Source organism: Hansschlegelia beijingensis, assembly GCF_014196425.1.
GTDB lineage: Bacteria > Pseudomonadota > Alphaproteobacteria > Rhizobiales > Methylopilaceae > Methylopila > Methylopila beijingensis.
On the sequence record NZ_JACIDR010000006.1, the window covers coordinates 127153 to 148661 of the forward strand.

The 21509-nt window shown below is 70.3% G+C and carries 20 protein-coding genes and 1 tRNA gene; 8 read left to right on the forward strand and 13 right to left on the reverse strand.

The features are described 5' to 3' along the window. Positions 1 to 6 precede the first annotated feature (6 nt). Positions 7 to 918, reverse strand: coding sequence for a tRNA (adenosine(37)-N6)-dimethylallyltransferase MiaA (gene miaA, locus GGR24_RS15855; RefSeq protein ID WP_183396353.1), 912 nt, complete (start codon positions 916 to 918; stop codon positions 7 to 9). Positions 919 to 1007: 89 nt separating this feature from the next. On the opposite strand from miaA, the gene serB reads away from it, so the two are divergent. Next, positions 1008 to 1904: a phosphoserine phosphatase SerB gene (gene serB, locus GGR24_RS15860; protein ID WP_183396354.1), complete on the forward strand. Its 897-nt coding sequence runs from the start codon at positions 1008 to 1010 to the stop codon at positions 1902 to 1904. A gap of 6 nt (positions 1905 to 1910) precedes the next feature. On the opposite strand, the gene GGR24_RS15865 is transcribed toward serB, so the two are convergent. Together GGR24_RS15865 and GGR24_RS15870 are read right to left on the reverse strand one after the other, a co-directional pair. Continuing rightward, positions 1911 to 3404 carry a Do family serine endopeptidase gene (locus GGR24_RS15865; RefSeq protein WP_183396355.1) on the reverse strand — a complete coding sequence of 498 codons (1494 nt, stop codon included), beginning with the start codon at positions 3402 to 3404 and terminating at the stop codon, positions 1911 to 1913. 105 nt (positions 3405 to 3509) lie between these two features. After that, positions 3510 to 3881: a hypothetical protein gene (locus GGR24_RS15870; RefSeq protein ID WP_428978236.1), complete on the reverse strand. Its 372-nt coding sequence runs from the start codon at positions 3879 to 3881 to the stop codon at positions 3510 to 3512. 100 nt (positions 3882 to 3981) lie between these two features. Between GGR24_RS15870 and gph the strand changes: the two genes are divergently transcribed. From gph to GGR24_RS15890, 4 genes are all read left to right on the forward strand, one after another. Then, positions 3982 to 4662 (forward strand): phosphoglycolate phosphatase, encoded by a 681-nt coding sequence (gene gph, locus GGR24_RS15875; RefSeq protein ID WP_183396356.1) that lies wholly within the window; start codon positions 3982 to 3984, stop codon positions 4660 to 4662. An 89-nt stretch (positions 4663 to 4751) separates the two neighbouring features. Continuing rightward, entirely contained in the window at positions 4752 to 5036 is a 285-nt protein-coding gene (locus GGR24_RS15880; protein ID WP_183396357.1) for a hypothetical protein, read from the forward strand. Between the two features lie 43 nt (positions 5037 to 5079). Beyond that, positions 5080 to 5154: transfer RNA gene (locus GGR24_RS15885), tRNA-Val, on the forward strand. Between the two features lie 165 nt (positions 5155 to 5319). Further along, on the forward strand, positions 5320 to 5550 hold the full coding sequence (locus tag GGR24_RS15890; protein WP_183396358.1) for a hypothetical protein: 231 nt from the start codon (positions 5320 to 5322) through the stop codon (positions 5548 to 5550). A 131-nt stretch (positions 5551 to 5681) separates the two neighbouring features. On the opposite strand, the gene GGR24_RS15895 is transcribed toward GGR24_RS15890, so the two are convergent. Continuing rightward, positions 5682 to 5819: an EncA/B family entericidin gene (locus GGR24_RS15895; RefSeq protein ID WP_183396359.1), complete on the reverse strand. Its 138-nt coding sequence runs from the start codon at positions 5817 to 5819 to the stop codon at positions 5682 to 5684. 143 nt (positions 5820 to 5962) lie between these two features. Here GGR24_RS15895 and GGR24_RS15900 point away from each other — a divergent pair, with 143 nt between their 5' ends. Both GGR24_RS15900 and GGR24_RS15905 read left to right on the forward strand, forming a co-directional pair. Beyond that, positions 5963 to 8017, forward strand: a complete 2055-nt coding sequence (locus GGR24_RS15900) for a UvrD-helicase domain-containing protein (protein WP_183396360.1) — start codon at positions 5963 to 5965, stop codon at positions 8015 to 8017. 121 nt (positions 8018 to 8138) lie between these two features. After that, the gene (locus GGR24_RS15905; protein ID WP_183396361.1) at positions 8139 to 8384 is read left to right on the forward strand and encodes a hypothetical protein; all 246 of its coding nucleotides are present in this window, start codon (positions 8139 to 8141) and stop codon (positions 8382 to 8384) included. Between the two features lie 12 nt (positions 8385 to 8396). On the opposite strand, the gene GGR24_RS15910 is transcribed toward GGR24_RS15905, so the two are convergent. Then, positions 8397 to 8756, reverse strand: a complete 360-nt coding sequence (locus tag GGR24_RS15910; protein ID WP_183396362.1) for a gamma-butyrobetaine hydroxylase family protein — start codon at positions 8754 to 8756, stop codon at positions 8397 to 8399. A gap of 145 nt (positions 8757 to 8901) precedes the next feature. On the opposite strand from GGR24_RS15910, the gene moaA reads away from it, so the two are divergent. Then, positions 8902 to 9927, forward strand: a complete 1026-nt coding sequence (gene moaA / locus GGR24_RS15915; protein ID WP_246398558.1) for a GTP 3',8-cyclase MoaA — start codon at positions 8902 to 8904, stop codon at positions 9925 to 9927. A 10-nt stretch (positions 9928 to 9937) separates the two neighbouring features. Here moaA and otsA read toward each other — a convergent pair whose 3' ends face one another. From otsA to GGR24_RS15955, 8 genes are all read right to left on the reverse strand, one after another. After that, positions 9938 to 11359, reverse strand: coding sequence for an alpha,alpha-trehalose-phosphate synthase (UDP-forming) (gene otsA, locus GGR24_RS15920; RefSeq protein ID WP_183396363.1), 1422 nt, complete (start codon positions 11357 to 11359; stop codon positions 9938 to 9940). Positions 11360 to 11504: 145 nt separating this feature from the next. Then, complete coding sequence (ligA, locus tag GGR24_RS15925; RefSeq protein ID WP_183396364.1) at positions 11505 to 13625, reverse strand: NAD-dependent DNA ligase LigA; 2121 nt, start codon at positions 13623 to 13625, stop codon at positions 11505 to 11507. Continuing rightward, positions 13622 to 15292: a DNA repair protein RecN gene (gene recN / locus GGR24_RS15930; RefSeq protein WP_183396365.1), complete on the reverse strand. Its 1671-nt coding sequence runs from the start codon at positions 15290 to 15292 to the stop codon at positions 13622 to 13624. The genes ligA and recN overlap by 4 nt, the downstream gene beginning before the upstream one ends. Positions 15293 to 15324: 32 nt before the next feature. Beyond that, the gene (locus GGR24_RS15935; RefSeq protein WP_183396366.1) at positions 15325 to 16173 is read right to left on the reverse strand and encodes an outer membrane protein assembly factor BamD; all 849 of its coding nucleotides are present in this window, start codon (positions 16171 to 16173) and stop codon (positions 15325 to 15327) included. Between the two features lie 202 nt (positions 16174 to 16375). Beyond that, complete coding sequence (gene ftsZ / locus GGR24_RS15940; protein ID WP_183396367.1) at positions 16376 to 18049, reverse strand: cell division protein FtsZ; 1674 nt, start codon at positions 18047 to 18049, stop codon at positions 16376 to 16378. A 102-nt stretch (positions 18050 to 18151) separates the two neighbouring features. Further along, positions 18152 to 19480 carry a cell division protein FtsA gene (gene ftsA, locus GGR24_RS15945; RefSeq protein WP_183396368.1) on the reverse strand — a complete coding sequence of 443 codons (1329 nt, stop codon included), beginning with the start codon at positions 19478 to 19480 and terminating at the stop codon, positions 18152 to 18154. Then, entirely contained in the window at positions 19477 to 20394 is a 918-nt protein-coding gene (locus tag GGR24_RS15950; RefSeq protein WP_183396369.1) for a cell division protein FtsQ/DivIB, read from the reverse strand. Before GGR24_RS15950 ends, ftsA begins: the two co-directional genes overlap by 4 nt. Before the next feature lie 77 nt (positions 20395 to 20471). Beyond that, positions 20472 to 21392, reverse strand: a complete 921-nt coding sequence (locus GGR24_RS15955) for a D-alanine--D-alanine ligase (protein WP_183396370.1) — start codon at positions 21390 to 21392, stop codon at positions 20472 to 20474. Positions 21393 to 21509: the final 117 nt, after the last annotated feature.

A 21509-nucleotide genomic window follows, 5' to 3' on the forward strand; every position in this document is an offset into this window, starting at 1 on the left:
GTCGCGTCAGCCGCGGCGCCCGATCTCGTTCATGACGCGGACGAGAGCCTCCTTCGGGTCGACGTGCAGCCAGTCGGCCATGCGGTTCCTGAACCAGGTCGTCTGGCGCTTGGCGTAGCGCCGCGTGTCGAGCCGCACGCGCTCCAGCGCCGCCGCCCGGTCAAGCTCGCCCCGTCGCCAGGCGACGAGCGGGGCGACGCCGAGCGCTTTCATGGCCGGCAGCGCCGGATCAAGTCCCCGCGCCGCGAGCCGCTCGGCTTCCTCCGCCGCTCCCGCCTCGATCATGCCCTCGAGCCGCCGCGCGATCCGGGCGTCGAGCGCGGGCCGCTCGGGCGCCAGCACGATGCGAAGGGCGGCCTCCTCAGCCAGCGGCCCACGGGCCGCGTCGCGCTGCCAATCGGCCAGCGAGCGCCCCGTGCCGTCGATGACCTCGAGCGCACGCGTCAGCCGCTGCGGATCGGACGGCCGCAACCGGGCGGCCATCTCCGGATCGCGCCGCGCCAGCTCGGCGTGAAGCGCCGCCGCCGGAGCCGCCCGCCAGCGCGCCCTCACGGTCTCCGGTATTTCGGGAACCATGGCGAGGCCGTTGGTGAGCGCTTCGAAATAGAGGCCGGTGCCGCCCACGAACACCAGCGGGGCCTGATCCGCCGCTTCGAGCAGGCGGGTCGCTTCGGCGAGCCAGCGGCCGACCGCGTAGGGCTCCGCTGCGTCGACATGCCCGTAGAGCAGATGGGGCGCCGCGGCTTCGTCCGCCGCGCTCGGCCGCGCGGTCAGCACGCGAAGGTCGCGATAGACCTGCAGGGCGTCGGCGTTGACCACCGCGCCGCCGATCCGGCGGGCGACCTCGAGCGCGAGCGCGGATTTGCCCGAGGCGGTCGGCCCCGCGATCAGCACTGCGCGGATCGGGCTGGCGGTCATGGCGGTCCCTTGCGTGGTCGCGCGATTTGCTGCGGCGCCCCTCAGGACCTATTCAGGGCCCTTCCCGACGCCAGCCTCGGCGGTTTCAGATGTCCTCAAAGCTTGCCGCGGTCCTGATCGCAAGCGCGTCCGCGCCCGCCCTGGACGCCGATCTGCTCGCCGCCGCGGGCGCGGCCCTGCCGGAAAGCTCGCTTCGCGTCCTCCACGAGGGCGTCGCGGCGGAGATCATCCTGCCTTCGGAGGCGCCGGAGGCGGTTCTTTCAGCGCTGCGGAGCGCGGTCGCCGGCCGGCCGATCGACATCGCCATTCTGCCGGCCGAGGGGCGTCGCAAGAAGCTGCTGATCGCCGATATGGATTCGACCTTCATCGAGCAGGAGTGCATCGACGAGCTCGCCGAGGCTTTTGGGCTCGCCGCCGAGATCGCGCCGATCACGCAGCGGGCGATGCGGGGCGAGACCGCCTTCGAGCCGGCGCTGCGCGAGCGCGTCGCGCTGTTCCGCGGCCGCGCGCCTGACGAGGCGGTGGCGCGCATCCTGCGGGAGCGCGTCACCTTCACGGCGGGAGGCCGGGCCGCGGTCGCGACGCTGCGCGCGGCGGGCGTCCACACCGCGCTGGTCTCGGGGGGCTTCACGAGCTTCACGGTCCCGGTGGCCGCAGCGCTCGGCTTCGACGAGAGCCGCGGCAATATCCTCGAGATGGAGGATGGCCGGCTGAGCGGCGTGCTGCGCGAGCCGGTGCTCGGAAGCGACGCCAAAGTGACGGCGCTCGACGAGCTTCTCGGCGCCCGCGGACTGACCAGGGCGGAGGCGATCGCGATCGGCGACGGGGCCAACGACATCCCGATGCTCAAGGCGGCCGGACTCGGCGTCGCGTTCCGGGCCAAGCCTGCGGTCGCGGCGGTGGCGGACGTCCGCATCGACCACGGCGACCTCACCGCCCTGCTCTATCTCCAGGGCTACACGGCGGACGAGATCCGGGCGGGCTGACGCCCGTCAATCGATCGGCAGCGCGACGAAGCGGACGTCGCCCTGCCGGTTCGACAGCAGCAGCAGCGCGGTCTTCTTGCCGTCCTTCTTCAGCTCTTCGAGGCGGGCGGTGACGTCGTTCGGCGCCTCGACCGCCCGCTGGGCGACCTCGATCAGGACGTCGCCGGCCTGGACGCCGCTCTCCTGGGCCGCCGAGCCCTCGTCGACGGCGGTGATCACCAGACCCTTGGTCTCCGGCTTCAGCTGAAACTTGAGCCGCAGGTCGTCGCTCACCGGCGTGAAGGTCAGTCCGAGCGCTGCGCCGGTCTTGGGCTCCTCAGGCGACGCGGGCGTCTTGGGTAGGTCGTCCTTCTTCGGCTCCTCCTCGAGCCGCCCGATCTTGATCCGCAGCGTCTCCTGCTTGCCCTTGCGCAGCACCACGACCTCGACCTCACGGTCGATCTCGGTGTCGGCCACGATGCGCGGCAGGTCGCGCATCTCCCGGATGGTCTTGCCGTCGAACTTGAGCACGACGTCGCCGGTCTTCATGCCGCCTGCGGCCGCCGGGCCGTCCTCGCTCACTCCGGCCACCAGCGCGCCCTTGTCGGACCCCGAGACGCCCAAGGTCTCGGCGATCTCGTCGGTGACCTGCTGGACCCGCACGCCGATCCAGCCGCGGCGCACCTCGCCATACTTCAGAAGCTGATCCACCACCGGCTTCGCCACATTGGCCGGAACCGAGAAGCCGATGCCGATCGAGCCCCCGGAGGGCGAGATGATGGCGGTGTTGACGCCCACCACCTTGCCTTCGGTGTTGAACAGCGGGCCGCCGGAGTTGCCGCGATTGATGGCCGCGTCGGTCTGGATGAAGTTGTCGTAGGGCCCCGAGTTGATGTTGCGGTTACGCGCCGAAACGATGCCGGCCGAGACCGAGCCGCCGAGCCCGAACGGATTCCCGATCGCAAGCACCCAGTCGCCGACCCGCAGCCTCTCGGCGTCGCCGAAGCCGACCGCCTTGAGCGGCTTCGGGGGCTTCACGCGCAGCACGGCGAGGTCCGTCTTGATGTCGCGGCCGACGAGCTCCGCCGTCAGCTTGGAGCCGTCGTTGAAGTTCACCGTGATCTCGTCCGCGCCCTCGATGACGTGGTTGTTCGTGATCACGATCCCCGCCGGGTCGATGACGAAGCCCGAGCCGAGCGAGCTCTGCTTGCGGGCGCGGCCGCGGGGCGAGCCGCCCTCGCCGCGCTTGTTGAAGAACTCGTCGAAGAAGTCCTCGAAGGGCGAGCCCTCCGGCACCTGGGGAGCCGGCACCGCCTTGTCGGCGGCCGGCGCGTTCTGCGAGGTCGAGATGTTGACCACAGCGTCGAGAAGGCCTTCCGCGAGGTCCGCGAAACTGTCGGGCGCCGGGCGCGCCGCGGCGGGAGCCGCAGGGGCGACGCAGACGCTCAGCGCGACCGCGAGCGCGGCGACGACGCGGCTCGCGCCCGAGGGGCGGGTCGCCCGGCGGGTCGGGGTGCTCATGACGTCTCCTCGGGATGAACTGCGGGACGGCGGCGCCGGAGGCTGCGGCACTCTACACGACGTCCATGGGGCGAAAAGAGGACGCGGCCGCGGCGCCGCGCGCCGTCAACGGGCCTGGGGCGTGCAGACCACCTGGTCGCCGAGCACATAGCAGGCGCTCATCCGGCCCGTTCGCTTCTCGACCCGGTAGACGCCGCCTTCCTGCTGGTGGTTGGAGGCCACCAGCCCATAGGCGCCCGGCTCCTGCGGCCCGGCCCCTTCGCCGGGAGTGAAGCAGAGCGTCACGCCGACCGTGCCGTTGCGGACCGCGTATTGGCAGGCGCCGACTTCGCCCGTGCTGGTCTCGACCCTGAACACCCGGTTGAGATCGGTCTGGGGCGAGGCGAGGAAGACGTACTCCTCCGCCAGCGCCGCTCCGGAAATCGTCACGAGGGCGGCCGCCCACGCGCCGGCGCAGAACCATGCGATCGTCCTCACAGGCCCCTCCTCGTTCGGCGCGAATCAGACATTGACGCCAGCGAGGCTAGCAGGCGAAGCACGCCTCGCCACGTCGCCGCCTCCCAGCCGCAGGTTCTCCATGTCCTTCTCGAAGCCGCTGACCATCGTGTTCGACCTCGACGGCACGCTTGTCGAATCGGCCCCCGATCTGGTCGACGCCCTGGCCGTGACCCTCGCCGCGGAGGGCGTCGCCCCGCTGCCCTATGAGCAGGCGCGCGACCTCATCGGGGCCGGCGCGCGGGCGCTCGTGGAGCGCGGCCTCGCCGTCGCCGGCCATCAGGTGACGCCGCAGCGGCTGAACGAGCTGCACGCGTTCTTCCTCGACCATTACGCCGCCCACATCGCGGCCCGGACCCTCCCCTATCCGGGCTGCGAGGCCGCGCTCGACCGGCTCGCCGCGCGCGGCGCGACCCTCGCGGTGTGCACCAACAAGGTCGAGCGCCTCGCGACCCAGCTGCTTGATGAGCTTGGCCTGACCGCGCGATTCGCCGCGATCGTCGGCGGGGACACGTTCGGCGTCGGCAAGCCCGACCCGACGTCCCTGCTCGGCGCGATCGAGCGCGCGGGAGGAGACCGGGACCGCGCCATCATGGTGGGCGACAGCGCGGCCGATGTCGGCGCGGCGCGGGCGGTGGGCGCGCCGGTCGTGGTGGCGACCTTCGGCTACACGATAACGCCTCCGCAGGAGCTTGGCGGCGACGCTCTCATCGACCATTTCGACGAGCTCGAAGGAGCGATTGAGCGGCTCGGCTTCTCCTAGATTCCGCCCGGTTGCCACGTTCCGCTGGCGGATGGTGAACTCGGCTTCACCGGGAGATGAGCGCGTCCGGCCCGCGAGGAGTTGCCCGGGTGAAGTTCCGCCACTGGTCGGACTGGGTCGCGATCGTCACCGCCTCGCTCGTCTGGGCGATCGTCGGCCTTGCCCTCCTCGACCTGTTCCCGGGCGTCGGCCAGGGTGCGGCCATACTGGTGGGCTGGCTGATCAGCTATGTCAGCCTGATGGGCTGGCTGTCCGTCAGTCGCCGGGATCTCCGTGGTCTTCTAGCGGCCGGCGCCTTCTTTCTGGCGGTGCTGGGAGCGGTCGCCTACGTCATCGGACTGATGCTCGGCGTCGATGGCGGGATCCCCAATTGAAATTCTGTTCGGTCCGGCGTAGTGAGAGGCCGTTCCGCAGCGTGCCCGAATAGCTCAGCGGGAGAGCACACCCTTCACACGGGTGGGGTCACAGGTTCGATCCCTGTTTCGGGCACCACTTTTCCCCTTAGACGACGGCTCCCCATGGAGCGGCCTGGAGATCGTGGTCGGCGGTTGCCGATGCGGGACCGATGAGCCCTCTAGGCCCTGGCGCCCGACTCGGGGCACAACAACCCGAAGTGGCTGAGAGGCGTCTCTCGGAAGCAACTTCAAGGATATGGCCATGGCGGAGCGGCCTGACCTGATCGAGCGACTTTCCTCGATCGCCCGGGATTACGAGGGCGTGGCAAAGGCGGACGAGGACGCCGGGGAAGATCTGGCGGTGGCCGCCACGATCCGGGAAGCGATCGCCGAGCTCGTCCGTCTTCGTGAAAAGGAACGGCAGTCGCCGCCAGCTCCGGGCGGCGTTCTCCCGATCGAGAAGCTCAACAAGATCTACCGCTTCGTCGCCTGACCCGGGCCAACCCGCGGCGGGGGGCCCGGCCGCCATGCGCCCCAGGGCCGTTCAGCCGGCCCGCCTTAAATCGCAGACGTCAGCCTCGACGCCGACCGGCTGACGCCGGCCGGCGTTCCGGCGCGGGTCGTTCAGCGACCGCGGACGGCTTTCTCGGTCGCCGCCGCGTTGTTCTGCACGTCGCGGCCGACGCCGCGGGCTGTGTTGGCGCAGGCGCTGAGCGCTGCGGTGGAGGCGATAAGCGCGACGACGGCAAGAAGACGAATCATAAGGCGAACTCCCGGGCTAGGACACGTTCCGAGCGATAACGCCGCAGGATCGCCTTTGTTGCCGTCGCCTCGCCTCAACCGCGCGGCTTGCGAACAAAACGTGACTCGGGCTTCTTCGGACGACCTTCCGGGAAGGACGATTCGTGCCGGCCGCCGCATATCTGGAAACACTCAACGCCGAGCAGCGGCTCGCCGTCGAACATGGCGTCGGGTCGACCGCCGGGCCGTTGCTGGTGATCGCTGGCGCCGGGTCGGGCAAGACCAACACGCTCGCCCATCGCGTCGCCCATCTCATCGTGAACCGCGCCGACCCGCGGCGCATCCTTCTGATGACGTTCTCGCGCCGCGCCGCCTCCGAGATGATGCGCCGGGCGGAGCGCGTCGTCGCCCGCGCCCTTGGAGGGGCCGGCGGCGGACTGGCCGACTCCCTGCCCTGGGCCGGCACCTTCCACGGCGTGGGCGCCCGGCTGATCCGCGACTACGCCGAGACGATCGGGCTCGATCCCCAGTTCACCATCCACGACCGCGAGGATTCCGCGGACCTGATGAACCTCGCCCGGCATGAGCTCGGCCTGTCGAAGACGGCCAAGCGCTTCCCGCTCAAGGGGACATGCCTCGCGATCTATTCGCGCGCCGTGAACGCGCAGGCCCCGGTGGAGCAGGTGCTCGGGCAGGCCTTCCCCTGGTGCGCGGCCTGGTCTGCCGAGCTCAAGGCGCTGTTCGCGGCCTATGTGGAGGCCAAGCAGCGGCAGAACGTGCTCGATTACGACGATCTGCTGCTCTACTGGGCGCAGATGGCGCAGGAGCCTTCGATCGCCGCGGACCTCGGCGCCCGTTTCGACCACGTCCTGGTCGATGAGTATCAGGACACCAACCGGCTGCAGGCCTCCATCCTGCTCGCGCTCAAGCCGGACGGCCGCGGACTGACGGTGGTGGGCGACGACGCCCAGTCGATCTACTCGTTCCGCGCCGCGACGGTGCGCAACATCCTGGATTTCCCAAAAAGCTTCTCGCCGCCAGCGAAGATCGTCACGCTCGACCGGAACTACCGCTCCACCCAGCCGATCCTGGAGGCCGCGAACGCCGTCATCGGGCTGTCGGCGGAGCGGTTCACCAAGAACCTCTGGAGCGACAGGCGCTCGGACCGACGGCCGCGGCTCGTCAGCGTGCGCGATGAAGGAGAGCAGGCGCGCTACGTCGCCGAAGCCGTGCTGGAGAATCGGGAGGCCGGGCAGAAGCTCAAGGCGCAGGCCGCGCTCTTCCGGACCTCGTCGCACAGCGCGCCGCTGGAGCTCGAGCTCACCCGCCGGAACATCCCTTTCGTGAAGTTCGGCGGGCTCAAGTTTCTCGACGCCGCCCATGTGAAGGACCTGCTGGCGCTGCTGCGTTTCGCGCAGAACCCGCGCGATCGGGTGGCCGGCTTCAGGGTCATGCAGCTTCTTCCGGGCGTCGGCCCGGCCACGACCGCGCGAACGCTCGACGCGGTCGTCGCGGCGCCTGATCCGGTCGCGGCGCTGGTGGCCGCGGCGAGCCCGCCGCGCGCCGCTCAGGACTGGGCGGCCTTCGTCGAGGCCGTGGCTTCCCTCACCAGGGGCCAGGCCGGGTGGCCGGCGGAAGTCGGTCTCGCCCGCCGCTGGTACGAGCCGCATCTGGAGCGCGTGCATGACGACGCGACCGTTCGAGCAGCGGATCTCCTGCAGCTCGAGCAGATCGCCTCCGGCTATCCGTCGCGCGAGCGCTTCCTCACGGAGCTCACGCTCGATCCGCCGGACGCCGCCAGCGACGAGAGCGGCCCGCCGCATCTCGACGAGGATTACTTCATCCTGTCGACGATCCACTCCGCCAAGGGGCAGGAGTGGCGCTCCGTCTTCGTGCTCAACGGCGTCGACGGCTGCATGCCGTCCGACCTCGGGGTCGGCACGTCGGCGGAGATCGAGGAGGAGCGGCGGCTGCTCTACGTCGCCATGACGCGCGCCAAGGACGACCTGCGCATCATGCTGCCGCAGCGCTTCTTCGTGCACCAGCAGGCGGCCCGCGGCGACCGGCACGTCTACGCGTCCCGCACCCGCTTCATCACCGCCGCAATGCTGGACAAGTTCGAGAGCTGCGCCTGGCCGCCCGCCTCCGCGGAATCCGCCGCACGGCGGCCCCTCGCCCCGGTCGACATCGGCGCACGCATGCGCGCGATGTGGCGCTGAGAATGGCCGACGCGGCCTTCAGCCCTCAGCCTATTTGGGCGCCGGCAAGTTGTGGATGCCGCAACCCTACCGCGCTACTCTCCTTTGACGCGTCGGCACAAGACGCGGAAGGAGGACAGCGATGCAATGGCTTCAGCTGACGACGCCCGGCAAGCACGAGATCTTCGTCAACATGTCGCTCGCGGTGCATATGCGCCGCTTCGGCGACAAGACGACGATCGACATGCTTACGAGCTCCATGGACCGCACGCATTGCGTCGGCGTCCTGGAGACGCCTGAGGAGATCCTGCAGAAGATGTGCGACTGCGGCTGGGTTTCGCGCCAGGAAGGCGCCGGAAAGCCCGCCTCGCCGCCCGTGCCGCACTGACGACGCAGCAGATCAGCGCTTGAGACCCAGCGAGTCGAGCGCCGCCTCGTAGTCGTCGAACATCTGCGCGCCCTCCTCGCCGAACCGGCGAAGCGCGCCCCAGGTGTAGATGCCGGTGTCGTGGCCGTCGTCGAACACGAGCCGCACGGCGTAGGACCCGACCTCCTGAACGTCGCGGATCTTCACGTTCCGCTTGCCGGGCACGATCGTCTTCTGCTCCGGGGAATGGCCCTGGACCTCGGCGCTCGGGCTTTCGACGCGCAAAAGCTCGGCCGATACGTCGTGGCGGGTGCCATCCGCCCAGGCGACCGCCAGGGTGCGCCCGTCGCTCGACAGCCTCAGCTCGACCGGCCATTTCTCCGCGTCGGACATCCGATCACCTTTGAAGACGGGCGCCTTTACGGGCGGCGCGCGGGCGCCTAGCTTGTGAGCGACCTTTCCGCCTGACGCAAGCGCCGCAGAGCCTTCGTCAGCATCTCCGGCCAGCCGCCGGAAAACATGAGGCTATCCGCGTTCAATGGACATGCCGTCGCCGATCGCCCGCACAGCGCCCCTGATCGACCCGTTCCAGCGCGCGATCACCTATCTGAGGGTGTCGGTGACCGATCGCTGCGACTTCCGCTGCGTCTATTGCATGTCCGAGCAGATGACCTTCCTGCCGAAGCGGGAGCTGCTGACGCTTGAGGAGCTCGACCGCCTGTGCTCGGCCTTCATCCGTCTCGGCGTGCGAAAGCTCCGCCTGACGGGCGGCGAGCCGCTGGTTCGGCGCAACCTGATGGAGCTGATCCGCTCGCTCGGCCGCCACCTGGATTCCGGCGCGCTCGAGGAGCTGACGCTGACCACCAACGGCAGCCAGCTCGAGAAATACGCCTCCGAGCTCTACGCAGCCGGGGTCCGGCGCATCAACGTGTCCGTGGACACGCTGGACGAGGCCAAGTTCAAGGCCGTAACCCGCTGGGGCGACCTGCGACAGGTGCTCGCCGGCATCGACGCGGGGCTCGCCGCCGGCCTCAAGATCAAGATCAACGCGGTCGCGCTGCGGGACGTCAACGAGGACGAGATCGCCGACATGGCGGTGTGGGCCCATTCCAAGGGCATGGACCTCTCGCTGATCGAGACCATGCCGCTCGGCGACATCGAGGGCGACCGGACCGACCAGTATCTGCCGCTCAGCCTGGTGAAGGCGCGGCTCGCCCAGCGCTTCACGCTGAACGAGATCCCCTATCGGACCGGCGGCCCCGCCCGCTATGTGTCGGTGGCCGAGACCGGCGGCCGGATCGGCTTCATCACGCCGCTGACGCATAATTTCTGCGAGAGCTGCAACCGCGTGCGCGTCACCTGCACGGGCACTCTCTACATGTGCCTGGGCCAGGACGACGCGGCAGATCTCCGGACGCCGCTGCGCGCGAGCTCCGACGACGAACTGCTGGTCGAGGCGGTGCGGGAGGCCATCCGGCGCAAGCCGAAGGGCCATGACTTCATCATCGACCGCCGCAACGCCAAGCCGGCGGTCGGCCGACACATGTCGACCACCGGCGGCTAGGCGCGGGCGATCACCTGACGACGGCGATCTTTCCCGGCCGGGTGGCCTCCGGCGCCGGGCGCTCCAGCGCCTCCAGGAAGTTGTTCCGCCACCAGGCCACGTCGCGGTCGCGGATCCGCTCGAACATCCTGCGCCAGCGGTCCTGCCGCTCGTCGAGCGGCATCTCCAGCGCGCGCACGATGGCGCCCGCCGTGCCGTCCACGTCGTAGGGATTGGTCAGCAGCGCGCCCTCGAGCTCGCAAGCCGCCCCCGCAAAACGCGACAACAGCAGGACGCCCGGATCCTCCGGATCCTGAGCCGCCACATACTCCTTGGCGACGAGGTTCATGCCGTCGCGCAGCGGCGTCACGAGGCCGACATGCGCCATCCGGTAGAGGCCGGCGAGCGTGTTCCGGCTGACCGTGCGGTTGACGTAGCGGATCGGCGTCCAGTCGAGCTCCGCATGGGCGCCGTTCACCCGCCCGGCGAGCTCGGCCACCTCGCGCTCCATCGCCACATATTCCGGGACCTCGCCACGCGACTTCGGCGTGACCTGCAGGTAGGTGCAGCGGCCACGCCACATTTCGTCCAGCGTGAGGAAGGTCTCGTAGGCCTGGATGCGCTGCGCGATGCCCTTCGAGTAATCGAGCCGATCGACGCCGATCAGCAGTTTGCGGCCCTCGAGGCTCTCCCGCATCCGCCGGACCAGCGCGTGGCGGTTGGCTGATGCGGCCGTCGTTGCGAAGACCTGCGTCTCGATCCCGACGGGGAAGTCGTCGACCGTGATGGCGCGGCCATAAACCAGGAAGCGGCCGTCGGGCAGCCTGCGCCCTACCCCCTCGCGGCGGACATAGGTCTCGAAGTTCTCGACGTCGGGCGGCGTCTGGAATCCGACGACGTCATAGGCCGCGAGCCTGCGCACGATGTCGGCGTGGTTCGGCAGCACCGTGAAGATGTCGTGGGGCGGGAACGGGATGTGCAGGAAGAAGCCGATCCGGTTCTGCAGACCGGCGGCGCGTAGCTCGGCCGCGAGCGGGATCAGGTGGTAGTCGTGGACCCAGATGATGTCGTCGGGCTGGATCAGGGGCAGCAGCTGCTTCGCGAACAGCCGGTTCACCCGGTAGTATCCGCCGAGATTGACCCGGGTGAACTCCGTCAGATCCATCCGGTAGTGGAACAGCGGCCACAGCATCCGGTTGGAGAAACCGGCGTAGTAGTCGTCGAGGTCGCGCTCGCCGAGGTCGAGAAGGCCGTAGGTGACGCCGTCGCTCTCCACGAGCTCCGGCGCCTCGGGCTCGTCCTGCCCGGCCGGAAGCGTGCGGCCGCTCCAGCCGAACCAGATGCCGCCGCGTTCCTTCATGGCGCCCGAAAGCGCGACTGCGAGCCCGCCCGCCGGCGGCGTGCCGGGCTCCGGCGCGGGCACGCGGTTCGAGACGACGATCAGGCGGCTCATGCGTCCATCCTTACGTCGCTCACCTCGGGTTTGGTCCGGGACGCATCAAGGCGTCCGCCTGATTCTTCCATCATCATCATCGCCCGGCACGTTAACGCCTAGCCGCCACGGGTCGTTCCGGGACCCGCTAGCCTCTCATCGCCTCTCATCCCGCCTCGCCCACCCGCTCAAGCCATTGATCCTCGGTGAGAACTTCAACGCCGAGATCGCGCGCCTTGGTGAGCTTCGAGCCCGCGCCCGGGCCGGCGACGACAATGTCGGTCTTGCCCGACACCGAGCCGGACACTTTCGCGCCGAGCCGCTCCGCCATCGCCTTGGCTTCATCGCGCGTCATGCGCTCCAGCGTCCCGGTGAACACGACCGTCAAACCGGCGACGGGCGAATCGCTCGCCGCCTCCTCCATCGGCGCCGGCGTGACTTCGGCGAGGAGCGCGTCCAGCGGCGGGTCGTTCTTCGGCTCCTGGAAGAACTCGATCACCGCGTGCGCCACGACCGCGCCCACGCCTTCGATCGCGACCATCTCCTGCCAGGCGTCGTCGCCCTTGTCCTTCTTGACGGCGGGGTCCGGCGGAGTGGCGGCCTTGGCGGCCGCCCGAAGGGCGTCGACCGTCCGATAGTGCCGCATCAGCCGCTTGGCGTTGATCTCGCCGACATGGCGGATGCCGAGACCATAGAGCAGGCGGTTGGGCGGCCGCGAGCGGGCCTCGTCGATCGCCCCCAGAAGATTGTTGACGGAGGTCTCGCCCCATCCGTCGCGGTTCTTCAGGGGCGTGAGCGGATCCTGGCGCTCACGGAGCCGGAAGATGTGAGCGGGCTCGCGGACGAGGCCCCACTCGTAGAACGCCTCGATCTGCTTTTCGCCGAGCCCCTCGATGTCCATGGCGTTGCGCGAAACGAAGTGGCGCAGCCGCTCGACCTGCTGCGCGCGGCAGACGAGGCCGCCGGTGCAGCGGCGCACCGCCTCGCCCTCCTCGCGCACCGCATGGCTGCCGCAGGCCGGGCAGACGGTGGGGAAGACGTAGGGCTGCGCCCCTTCCGGGCGCTTCTCCGCCACGACCGAGACGATCTGCGGGATGACGTCGCCGGCGCGCTGCACCACGACCGTGTCGCCGACGCGGACGTCCTTGCGGGCGATCTCGTCCTCGTTGTGCAGCGTGGCGTTGGCCACCACCACGCCGCCGACCGTGACCGGCTTCAGCTTCGCGACGGGGGTGAGCGCGCCGGTGCGGCCGACCTGGATGTCGATCGCCTCCAGCACGGTCGTCGCCTGCTCGGCCGGAAACTTGTGGGCGATGGCCCAGCGCGGGCTGCGCGACACGAAGCCGAGGCGGCGCTGCAGGTCCAGCCGCTCAACCTTGTAGACGACGCCGTCGATGTCGTAGCCGAGCTCGGCGCGCACGGACTCGATCGCGTGGTAGTGCGCGAGAAGGTCGTCCGTGCTGGTGAAGACCTTCATCAGCGGGTTGGTCTGGAAGCCCCAGCGGCCGAGATTGCCGACCATGCCGGTCTGGGTCGCGGCCGGCACGGCGCTCGCCTCGCCCCAGGCATAGGCGAAGAACCGCAACGGCCGCTGCGCGGTGACGTTCGGGTCGAGCTGGCGCAGGCTGCCGGCCGCGGCGTTGCGCGGATTGGCGAAGATCGGCTTGCCGGCGGCGGCCTGCCGCTCGTTCAGGGCGCGGAAGTCCGCGTGGCTCATATAGACCTCGCCGCGCACCTCCAGCACCTCGGGGACGTCGTCGCCGACAAGGCGCTCCGGCACGTCGGCGATGGTTCGCAGGTTGGCGGTGACGTCCTCGCCGACAGCGCCGTCTCCCCGCGTCGCTCCGCGGACGAAGCGGCCGCCTTCATAGCGCAGGGAGGCAGACAGGCCGTCGATCTTCGGCTCGGCCGCGATCGCGAGCTCCTGATCGGGCTTCAGGTCGAGGAAGCGCCGGACGCGGGCGGCGAAATCCGCCACCTCCTCATCCGAGAACGCATTGGCGAGCGACAGCATCGGCACCGCGTGCCGGACCTTGGCGAAAGCCTCCGACGGCGCGGCGCCGACGCGCTGGCTTGGGCTGTCTGGCGTCTTGAGCTCGGGGAACTCGGCTTCAAGGGCGTCGAGCCGCCGCCGCAGCTCGTCATAGGCGCCGTCCGAGATCGTCGGCGCGTCGTGCTGGTAATAGCGGCGGTCGTGCTCGGCGATCTCCGCGGCGAGCGCGGCGTGTTCGCGGGCCGCGTCCGGGAGCGCCGGCGGCAGCTCGCCGTCAACCTGTTTCGCGCTCACGCGGCGCCCTCCAGCAGACGGGCTGCGGCCGCCCGCGCCTCCTCGGTGACCGACGCGCCGGCAAGCATGCGGGCGATCTCCTCGCGCCGCTCGCCCTCGGCGAGCGCGTGCACGCGGGTCGAGACGCGCGCCTCCTCGGCGGCCGGCGCCTTGCTGATCAGGAAGTGCCTGCCCGCGCGCGCCGCGACCTGCGGGGCATGCGTCACCGACAGGACCTGCACGCGCCGGGCCAGCCGTGCGAGCCGGGCGCCGATCGCGTCCGCGACCGCCCCGCCGACGCCGGTGTCGATCTCGTCGAAGATCAGCGTCGGCGCAGAGCCGCGCTCGGCGAGCGCGACCTTCAGCGCCAGCATGAAGCGCGACAGCTCGCCCCCGGAGGCCACCTTTGCGAGCGGGCCCGCCCGCGACCCCGGATTGGTCTGCACCCAGAACTCCACGCGGTCGATCCCCTCGGCGCCGGCGGCCGCCGCGTCCGACACGATCTCCGTCACGAAGCGCGCCCGCTCGAGCTTGAGATCCGGCAACTCCGCCATGACCGCCGCGTCGAGCCGCGCCGCCGCCTCCCGGCGCGCCGCGCTCAGCGTTTCTGCGGCCGCGGCGTAGGCGGCTTCCGCCCCCCTCACCTCCTCCTCCAGAACCACCAGCCGCGCCTCGCCCGCGTCGATCGCCGCGAGCTCGCCCGTGAACTTCTCGGCCAGAGCCGCGAGTTCGTCGGCTGGCGTCGTGTATTTGCGCGAAGCCGCCCGCAGCGCGAACAGCCGCTCCTCGATGCGCTCCAGCTCGCGCGGGTCGAAAGCCGCCGCGTCGAGCGCCGCCTGCAGATGCGCGCCGCCCTCCTCGAGCGACAGGAGCGCGGCGTCGAGCGCCTTGATCGCGGGCTCCACGAGTTCGGGAGAAGCCGCCGCCCTCCGCTCCAGCCGGCGGATCGCGCCCGCGATCGCCGCGGACGGGCCGGACGATCCCGCGACCGCCTCATAGGCTTCGCTGAGGTCTTCGGCCGCCTTCTCGGCGCGCATCATCGCCTGGCGGCGGATCGAGAGATCCTCCTCCTCGCCGGCGAGCGGCGCCAGCGCGCCGAGCTCCTCGCTCGCGTGGCGCAGGAAATCGGCCTCGCGGCGCGCGGCCTCGACCCGCGCGGAATGCTCGGCCAGCGCCCGGGCCGCGGACCGGCGCCGGTCCCAGGCGGCGGAAACCGCCTGAGCTTCGGCCGAGAGGCCGCCATAGGCGTCGAGCAGGGAGCGGTGGGCGGCGGGGTCCACCAGCGCGCGGTCGTCATGCTGGCCGTGGATCTCGACGAGGGTCGCGCCGAGCGCGCGGAGCGCCTGCACGCTCACCGGCTGATCGTTGACGAAAGCCCGCGTCCGGCCATCGGCCGCCTGGATCCTGCGGAGGATGAGGTCGCCGTCATCGTCGATGCCCTGCTCCTGCAGGATCGCGCGCGCGGGGTGGTCGGCCGCAAGGTCGAACACGGCGGTGACCTGGCCCTGCGCTTCCCCCTGTCGCACGAGACCGCCGTCGCCGCGGCCGCCGAGCGCGAGCGAGACAGCGTCGAGCACGATCGACTTGCCCGCGCCGGTCTCGCCCGTCAGCACCGACAGGCCGCCGTCGAAATCGACGTCGAGCCGGTCGATGAGGATGATGTCGCGTATCGAGAGCCTTGCGAGCACGGGGTCTCCCGCGCAGGCGGGTGTGGTGGCGTTTAGCCGATGACGCCGCGGAACGCCTTGCTGATCCACGAGTCGGTGTTCTCTTGCGGCTTCAGTCCGCCGGAAGAGATCAGCTGGAAGCTCGCCTTGTACCACTCGCTGTCGGGATAGTTGTGCCCGAGGATGGCCGCGGCGGTCTGCGCCTCTCCGGTGATGCCGAGCGCCATGTAGGCCTCGACCAGCCGGTGCAGCGCCTCTTCGACGTGCCGGGTCTTCTGGTACTGGCTGACGACGACCCGGAACCGGTTGATCGCGCCGGTGTAGTCGCGCCGGGAGAGGTAGAACCGGCCGACCTGCATCTCCTTGCCGGCGAGCTGGTCGCGCGCGACCATGATGCGGTTGCGCGCGGTCTCGGCGTACTCGCTGTTCGGCCAGCGGCGCACGAGCTCCTCGAACGCGTCGACAGCCTTGCGGGTGCGCTCCTGGTCGCGGGAGATGTCCGGGACCTGGTTGTAGTACGACATCGCGACCAGATACTGCGCGTAGGCCGCGTCCGGGCTGGTCGGATGAAGCTGCACGTAGCGGCTTCCGCTGATCACCGCGTCGTCATACTTGCCCGCGCGATAGTTCGCGTAGGTGGTCATCAGAACCGCCTTGCGGCCCCAGTCCGTGTAGGGGTGCTGGCGGTCGACCTCGGCGAATTTCTTGCTCGCTGCGGCGTAGTCGCCGCTGCTCACGCCCGCCAGGCCTTCATTGTAAAGCTTGTCGGCCGGCTCGTCGGGCGCGACGTCCTCCTTCTTGTCGAACATCGAGCAGCCCGCCATCGGCAGCGCGACGGCGACCGCCAAGGCGAGTCGAAGAGCGCCTGCGGCGGCTCGATTTGAAGGCGTACGCACGACCATTCGCGAGCCTCTTGAACGCTAGAACGGACTGAATCCCCCGACCGGCCTGCGCCGATCCATCGGCGCACGAAACATCCGCCGACGCGGATGTCTATAGCCGATCGGCCTGCCGGCCGTCACGCATCGCTTTCAGGGCGCGAACGGGAGCGGGCGCCGGCCGGGATTTCCGGCCGGCGCCCGCTGCTGACCTTGCGGCCGGGCGTCAGTTCGCCTGGCGCCGCAGGAACGCCGGGATCTCGAGCTGATCGTCCTCGAGTCCGCGGGGCTGCTGGGCCGGAGCGCGGCCCTGGGCGTCGTACTGGCCCTGCGCATGACGCTGCGCGGGCGCCTGCGGGCGGCGCGCCATGTCCGGGTGCGGCGCCTGCGGGCGCGGAGCCTGCGGGGCGACGGGCTGGGGCGCCTGGTAGTGCGCGGGCTCCTCGTCCTGGTGCCGGCTCAGGCCGTTGGCGAGTCGCTGCAGCAGCGTCATGCGCTTGCGGTCCGGAGCGGCGGATTCGGCCTGCTCGCGGCTCGCGGCGCGCACCTGCGCCTGCACGGGCATCGGCAGATCCTCGATGCGCGGCATGCGGGGCATGCGCGAGGGCGCCCGCTCCGCATGCGGCGGGATGAAGGGCTGCTCGTGATCCTCGTGCTCCTCCATCTCCGGCGCAGCATGCATCGGCTGCTCGGCGATCGGAGCGCGCGGGGCGGCGGCGCGGATCGTCACGTCCTCGATGGCGGCGACGACCTGGGCGTCATAGTGATTCTCCTCGGCGGGAGCCTCCATGGCGTGGTCGGTCGGCTGCGCGGGGCGGAACTGCGGCAGCGGCTGGGGCTCCGGCGAGCGGGTCGCGGCCGGCTGGGTCTGCTTGAAGCGGTTCGAGAGCTCGGCGATGCGCTGCTCGGCCGGGCTCGGCATGCCCGCCTCGAGAATGTGGTCGATGCCGGTCGCGACGACGGACACGCGGATGATGCCGTCGAGGCTCTCGTCGAAGGTCGCGCCGAGGATGATGTTGGCCTCGGAATCGACCTCCTCGCGGATGCGGGTCGCGGCCTCGTCGACTTCATAGAGGGTGAGGTCGTTGCCGCCGGTGATCGAGATCAGCAGGCCGCGCGCGCCCTTCATGGAGACGTCGTCGAGCAGCGGGTTGGCGATCGCGGCCTCGGCGGCCTGGACGGCGCGCTTGTCGCCGGAGGCTTCGCCGGTGCCCATCATCGCCTTGCCCATCTCGCGCATGATCGCGCGGACGTCGGCGAAGTCGAGATTGATAAGGCCTTCCTTGACCATCAGGTCGGTGATGCAGGCGACGCCCGAGTAGAGCACCTGGTCGGCCATCGCGAAGGCGTCGGCGAAGGTGGTGCGCTCGTTCGCGACCCGGAACAGGTTCTGGTTCGGGATGACGATGAGGGTGTCGACCGCCTTCTGCAGCTCCTCGATGCCGGCCTCGGCCGTCTTCATCCGGCGCTGGCCTTCGAAGTGGAACGGCTTGGTGACGACGCCGACGGTCAGGATGCCGGCCTCGCGGGCCGCGCGGGCCACCACGGGCGCGGCGCCCGTGCCGGTGCCGCCGCCCATGCCGGCGGTGATGAACGCCATGTGGGCGCCCGACAGGTGATCGCGCAGCTCGTCGATCACCTCTTCGGCGGCCGCCCGGCCGACTTCCGGCTGGGAGCCGGCGCCGAGGCCTTCGGTCACCTGCACGCCCATCTGGACGATGCGCTCGGCCTTCGAGAGCGTCAGCGCCTGCGCGTCGGTGTTCGCGACGACGAAATCGACGCCGGCGAGCCCGGCCTCGATCATGTTGTTCACCGCGTTGCCGCCGGCGCCGCCGACGCCGAACACGGTGATCCGCGGCTTGAGCTCCCGGATGTCCGGCATCTTCAGGTTGATCGTCATCGCATGCCTCTAAGGTTCTCGCGCCATCCCGGCGATTGCCATGTCAGTTTCGGCGTTCGGGGGGCGCTCGCCCCATCCGACCGTCGGCCGCCGCGCCGCCGGTCAGAAACTCTCTTTCAGCCACCGCCCCACGCGGTGGATGTACGTGTTCTTCTGCGCCGGTCCGCCCCGCCTCATGCGCCGCGGATCGACGTGTTCGAGCCCCGCGACCTGCGGGAACACCAGGAGCCCCACAGGGGCCGCGAAGGCCGGCCCCTTCGCCGCCTCCGGGAGCCCGCGGGCCCCGAGCGGCCGCCCGATCCGGACCGGGCGGTCGAGGATGCCGCGCGCGAGCTCCGGCAGGCCGGTGAGCTGGCACGCGCCCCCGGTCAGCACCACGCGGCGCGCCTCGGCCGCGTAGCCGGACGCCTTCAGCCGGTCCCGGACGAGCTCCAGGATCTCCTCGACGCGCGGCTTGACGATCTTCACGATCATCGACTTCGGCAGGTAGGTCGTGGCGTCGAGCTCGTTCTCGCCGACCGGGGTGACGGCGATCTGCTCGCGCTCGTCGGTCAGCGAGGGGAACACGCTGGCGTGCAGCGTCTTCAGCCGCTCCGCCTCGTCGATCGAGGTGGAGAGACCACGCGCGAGATCGAGCGTGACGTGGTGCCCGCCGAGCGCGACCGCGTCGGAATGAACGAAGTTGCCGCCCTTGAAGACGGCGACCGAAGTCGTGCCGCCGCCCATGTCGACGAGCGTCACGCCCATCTCGCTCTCGTCGTCCACGAGCGAGGCGAGGCCGGACGCGTAAGGCGCGGCGACCATCGTCTCGACGTTGAGGTGCGAGCGCTCGACGCAGAGCATCAGGTTGCGGAGCGGCGCCGCCTCGGCGGTGACGATGTGCATGTCGACGCCGAGGCTTTGCCCGACCATGCCGCGCGGATCACGGACGCCGCGCGTGGCGTCGAGGGCGAAGCCGGTCGGGATCGAGTGCACGACGGCGCGGTTCGGCCGCACGGTGTGCACGCAGCCCGCCTGCAGGACGCGCCGGATGTCGCGATCCTCGATCGGGCGCCCGGAGGCCGGAACCTCGGCGTGGAAGGTCTCGGAGGCGAGCCGTCCGGCCGAGACCGACACGATCACGCTCTCGATCTGCACGCCGGCCATCCGCTCGGCGGCGTCGACCGCGAGCCGGATCGCCTGCTCGGCGGCGTCCATGTCGACCACCTGGCCGCCCTTCACGCCGCGGGAGCGCTGATGACCGACGCCGATCAGCTCCACCGTGTGGGTGCGGTCGGGCAGCGCGTCGCCGGGCTCGACCGGGCGCAGCCGGGCCACCAGGCAGGCGATCTTGGAGGTGCCGACGTCGAGCACCGAGACCACCACCGCGCGGCGGGCCGGGAGCGGGCGCATCTTCGGCACCACGCCGTAGGGGAAAGCGCCGCCGCTCATGTCTGGCCTGCCTTCTTCCGGGCCTTGGCGGCCGCCTTGTCGGCCTCGGCCATGATCTCGGCCGCTTCCGGCGCGAGCTGCACGACCGTGCGCGCCGGCGACCGGAGATCGACGACGGTGATCCACTTGCCGAACAGATTCTGACGCTCCTGCATGGTCTCGAGGCGCGCCAGCGCGGCGGAGAAATCGGTTTCGGGCAGCTTCACCTCGACGCCGGAGCGCAGCCGGAGATTCCAGCGCCGCTCGGCCACCAGCACCGCCGCGTAGGTCTGCTCCTTGACCTTCGGGGCGAGGTCGAGCGCGGCGAGCAACGCCTGCGCCCGATCGTTCGCGCCCGGCCCGACCACCAGCGGAAGGTGGGCGAAGCGGCTGTCGCGGAACTCGTCGATCGCCGTGCCGTCGGCGGCCAGGATCTGGACCTTGCCGTCGTGCTGCCACAGCGCGAACGGCTTGCGCTCGACGAGATGGACCGTGACGCGGTCCGGATAGAGCTTGCGGACGGTGGCGTCGGCGACCAGCGGATTGGCCATCAGCCGCTCGCGCGCCGCCTTCACGTCAAGGAACGGCAGCGCCGTGTCGTCCTTGACCCCGAGGGCGAGCAGCACCTCGTCGTCGGTCAGCGCGAGCTGGCCTTCGGTCTGGACCGCGACCACGCGGAAGCCGAGCGCGTTCGCGGTGGTGATGTGGAGATTGGCGAGTTCGTACCGGACGGCCGGCCAGTGGCCGCCTTCGACCATCCCGAGCAGGCCCGTGCCGGCGTAGAAGGCGAGCGTCAGCGCGACGCCCAGCCGGCGCTTGCGGACGAGCCGCTCGAGCTTGAAGCGGATGTTGGACCAGCGGCTCGCGCCGATCACTTCGTCGACGTCGTCGAGGTCCGGCCTGGAGCGGCGGCCGGGCTCGTGGGCCGCGCGCATGTTCGGATCGGTCTTGTAGACCAGCCGGGGGCGGCTCTGCGCCGGACGGCCGTAGCCGCGCGGGGCGAGAGGTTCGTCTAGCGATCTAAGGAGGCGTCCTCCACTAGCCATCGAACGAGCTCACCAAACCCCATGCCGACATAAGCGGCGAGTTCCGGCACGAGCGACGTCTCCGTCATGCCGGGCTGCGTGTTCACTTCGAGACAGACAAGTTCCCCGCTTCCGCCATCGCGGTCGTCGAAACGGAAATCGGCCCTGCTGACCCCGCGGCACCCGAGGGCGTGGTGCGCCGCGACCGCCAGTCTTCGTGCCTCTTGGTAAACAAAGGGTGAAATTTGGGCCGGAAGAACGTGTCTGGAGCCGCCCTTCGCGTACTTCGCCTCGAAATCGTAGAACCCGACCGACGGCAGAATTTCGATCACGTCGAGCGGCTCGCCGTTCAGAACGGCGCAGGTAAGCTCTTTGCCCGCAATGAATTTCTCCGCCAGCAGCGATTCGCCGTGGCTCCAGTCGTCGCGCGTCAGCTCCTGCGGCGGATGCGCCTGATCCTCGTTAACGATCAGCACCCCGACCGACGATCCGCCGTCGACCGGCTTCAGCACGTAAGGCGGTTCGAGCACATGCCCGGCGGCCGCTTCCGCTCGCGTGACGACCCGCCCCTGGGGCACCGGCACGCCAGCCGCCGCCATCACGATCTTGGCGCGCTCCTTGTGCATCGCGAGCGACGAGGCGAGCACGCCGGAGTGGGTGTAGGGGATGCCCATCACCTCCAGCAGCCCCTGCACGGTGCCGTCCTCGCCGAAGCGGCCGTGCAGCGCGTTGAAGCAGACATCCGGCTTCACGCGCAGCAGCGCCTCCGGGAGATCGCGGCCGACGTCGATCCGCGTCACCCGAAAGCCCTCCGCCTCCAACGCATTGGCGCAGGCGGTTCCGGACCAGAGCGAAACCTGACGCTCCGAGGAGAGGCCGCCCATCAGGACGGCGACGTGCTTGGACATGATCGGCGATTCCCCGGATGTTCGCGTCGTCATCCCGGCCGAAGCGGCGACAGCCGCGCAGAGCCGGATCGCTTTCAGATCAAGGCGCGCCGTGGCCCGGCTGACCCGATGACCACG

Excerpts from the sequence above, each read along its gene's own strand:
- GGR24_RS15955 (WP_183396370.1), bottom strand. The coding sequence starts at position 21,392 with ATGTCCAAGCACGTCGCCGTCCTGATGGGCGGCCTCTCCTCGGAGCGT.
- serB (WP_183396354.1), top strand. The coding sequence starts at position 1,008 with ATGTCCTCAAAGCTTGCCGCGGTCCTGATCGCAAGCGCGTCCGCGCCC.
- GGR24_RS15950 (WP_183396369.1), bottom strand. The coding sequence starts at position 20,394 with ATGCGCGCGGCCCACGAGCCCGGCCGCCGCTCCAGGCCGGACCTCGAC.
- GGR24_RS15935 (WP_183396366.1), bottom strand. The coding sequence starts at position 16,173 with ATGGTCGTGCGTACGCCTTCAAATCGAGCCGCCGCAGGCGCTCTTCGA.
- miaA (WP_183396353.1), bottom strand. The coding sequence starts at position 918 with ATGACCGCCAGCCCGATCCGCGCAGTGCTGATCGCGGGGCCGACCGCC.
- otsA (WP_183396363.1), bottom strand. The coding sequence starts at position 11,359 with ATGAGCCGCCTGATCGTCGTCTCGAACCGCGTGCCCGCGCCGGAGCCC.
- moaA (WP_246398558.1), top strand. The coding sequence starts at position 8,902 with ATGGACATGCCGTCGCCGATCGCCCGCACAGCGCCCCTGATCGACCCG.
- ftsZ (WP_183396367.1), bottom strand. The coding sequence starts at position 18,049 with ATGACGATCAACCTGAAGATGCCGGACATCCGGGAGCTCAAGCCGCGG.
- ftsA (WP_183396368.1), bottom strand. The coding sequence starts at position 19,480 with ATGAGCGGCGGCGCTTTCCCCTACGGCGTGGTGCCGAAGATGCGCCCG.
- GGR24_RS15905 (WP_183396361.1), top strand. The coding sequence starts at position 8,139 with ATGCAATGGCTTCAGCTGACGACGCCCGGCAAGCACGAGATCTTCGTC.
- GGR24_RS15895 (WP_183396359.1), bottom strand. The coding sequence starts at position 5,819 with ATGATTCGTCTTCTTGCCGTCGTCGCGCTTATCGCCTCCACCGCAGCG.
- gph (WP_183396356.1), top strand. The coding sequence starts at position 3,982 with ATGTCCTTCTCGAAGCCGCTGACCATCGTGTTCGACCTCGACGGCACG.
- GGR24_RS15910 (WP_183396362.1), bottom strand. The coding sequence starts at position 8,756 with ATGTCCGACGCGGAGAAATGGCCGGTCGAGCTGAGGCTGTCGAGCGAC.
- GGR24_RS15890 (WP_183396358.1), top strand. The coding sequence starts at position 5,320 with ATGGCGGAGCGGCCTGACCTGATCGAGCGACTTTCCTCGATCGCCCGG.
- GGR24_RS15865 (WP_183396355.1), bottom strand. The coding sequence starts at position 3,404 with ATGAGCACCCCGACCCGCCGGGCGACCCGCCCCTCGGGCGCGAGCCGC.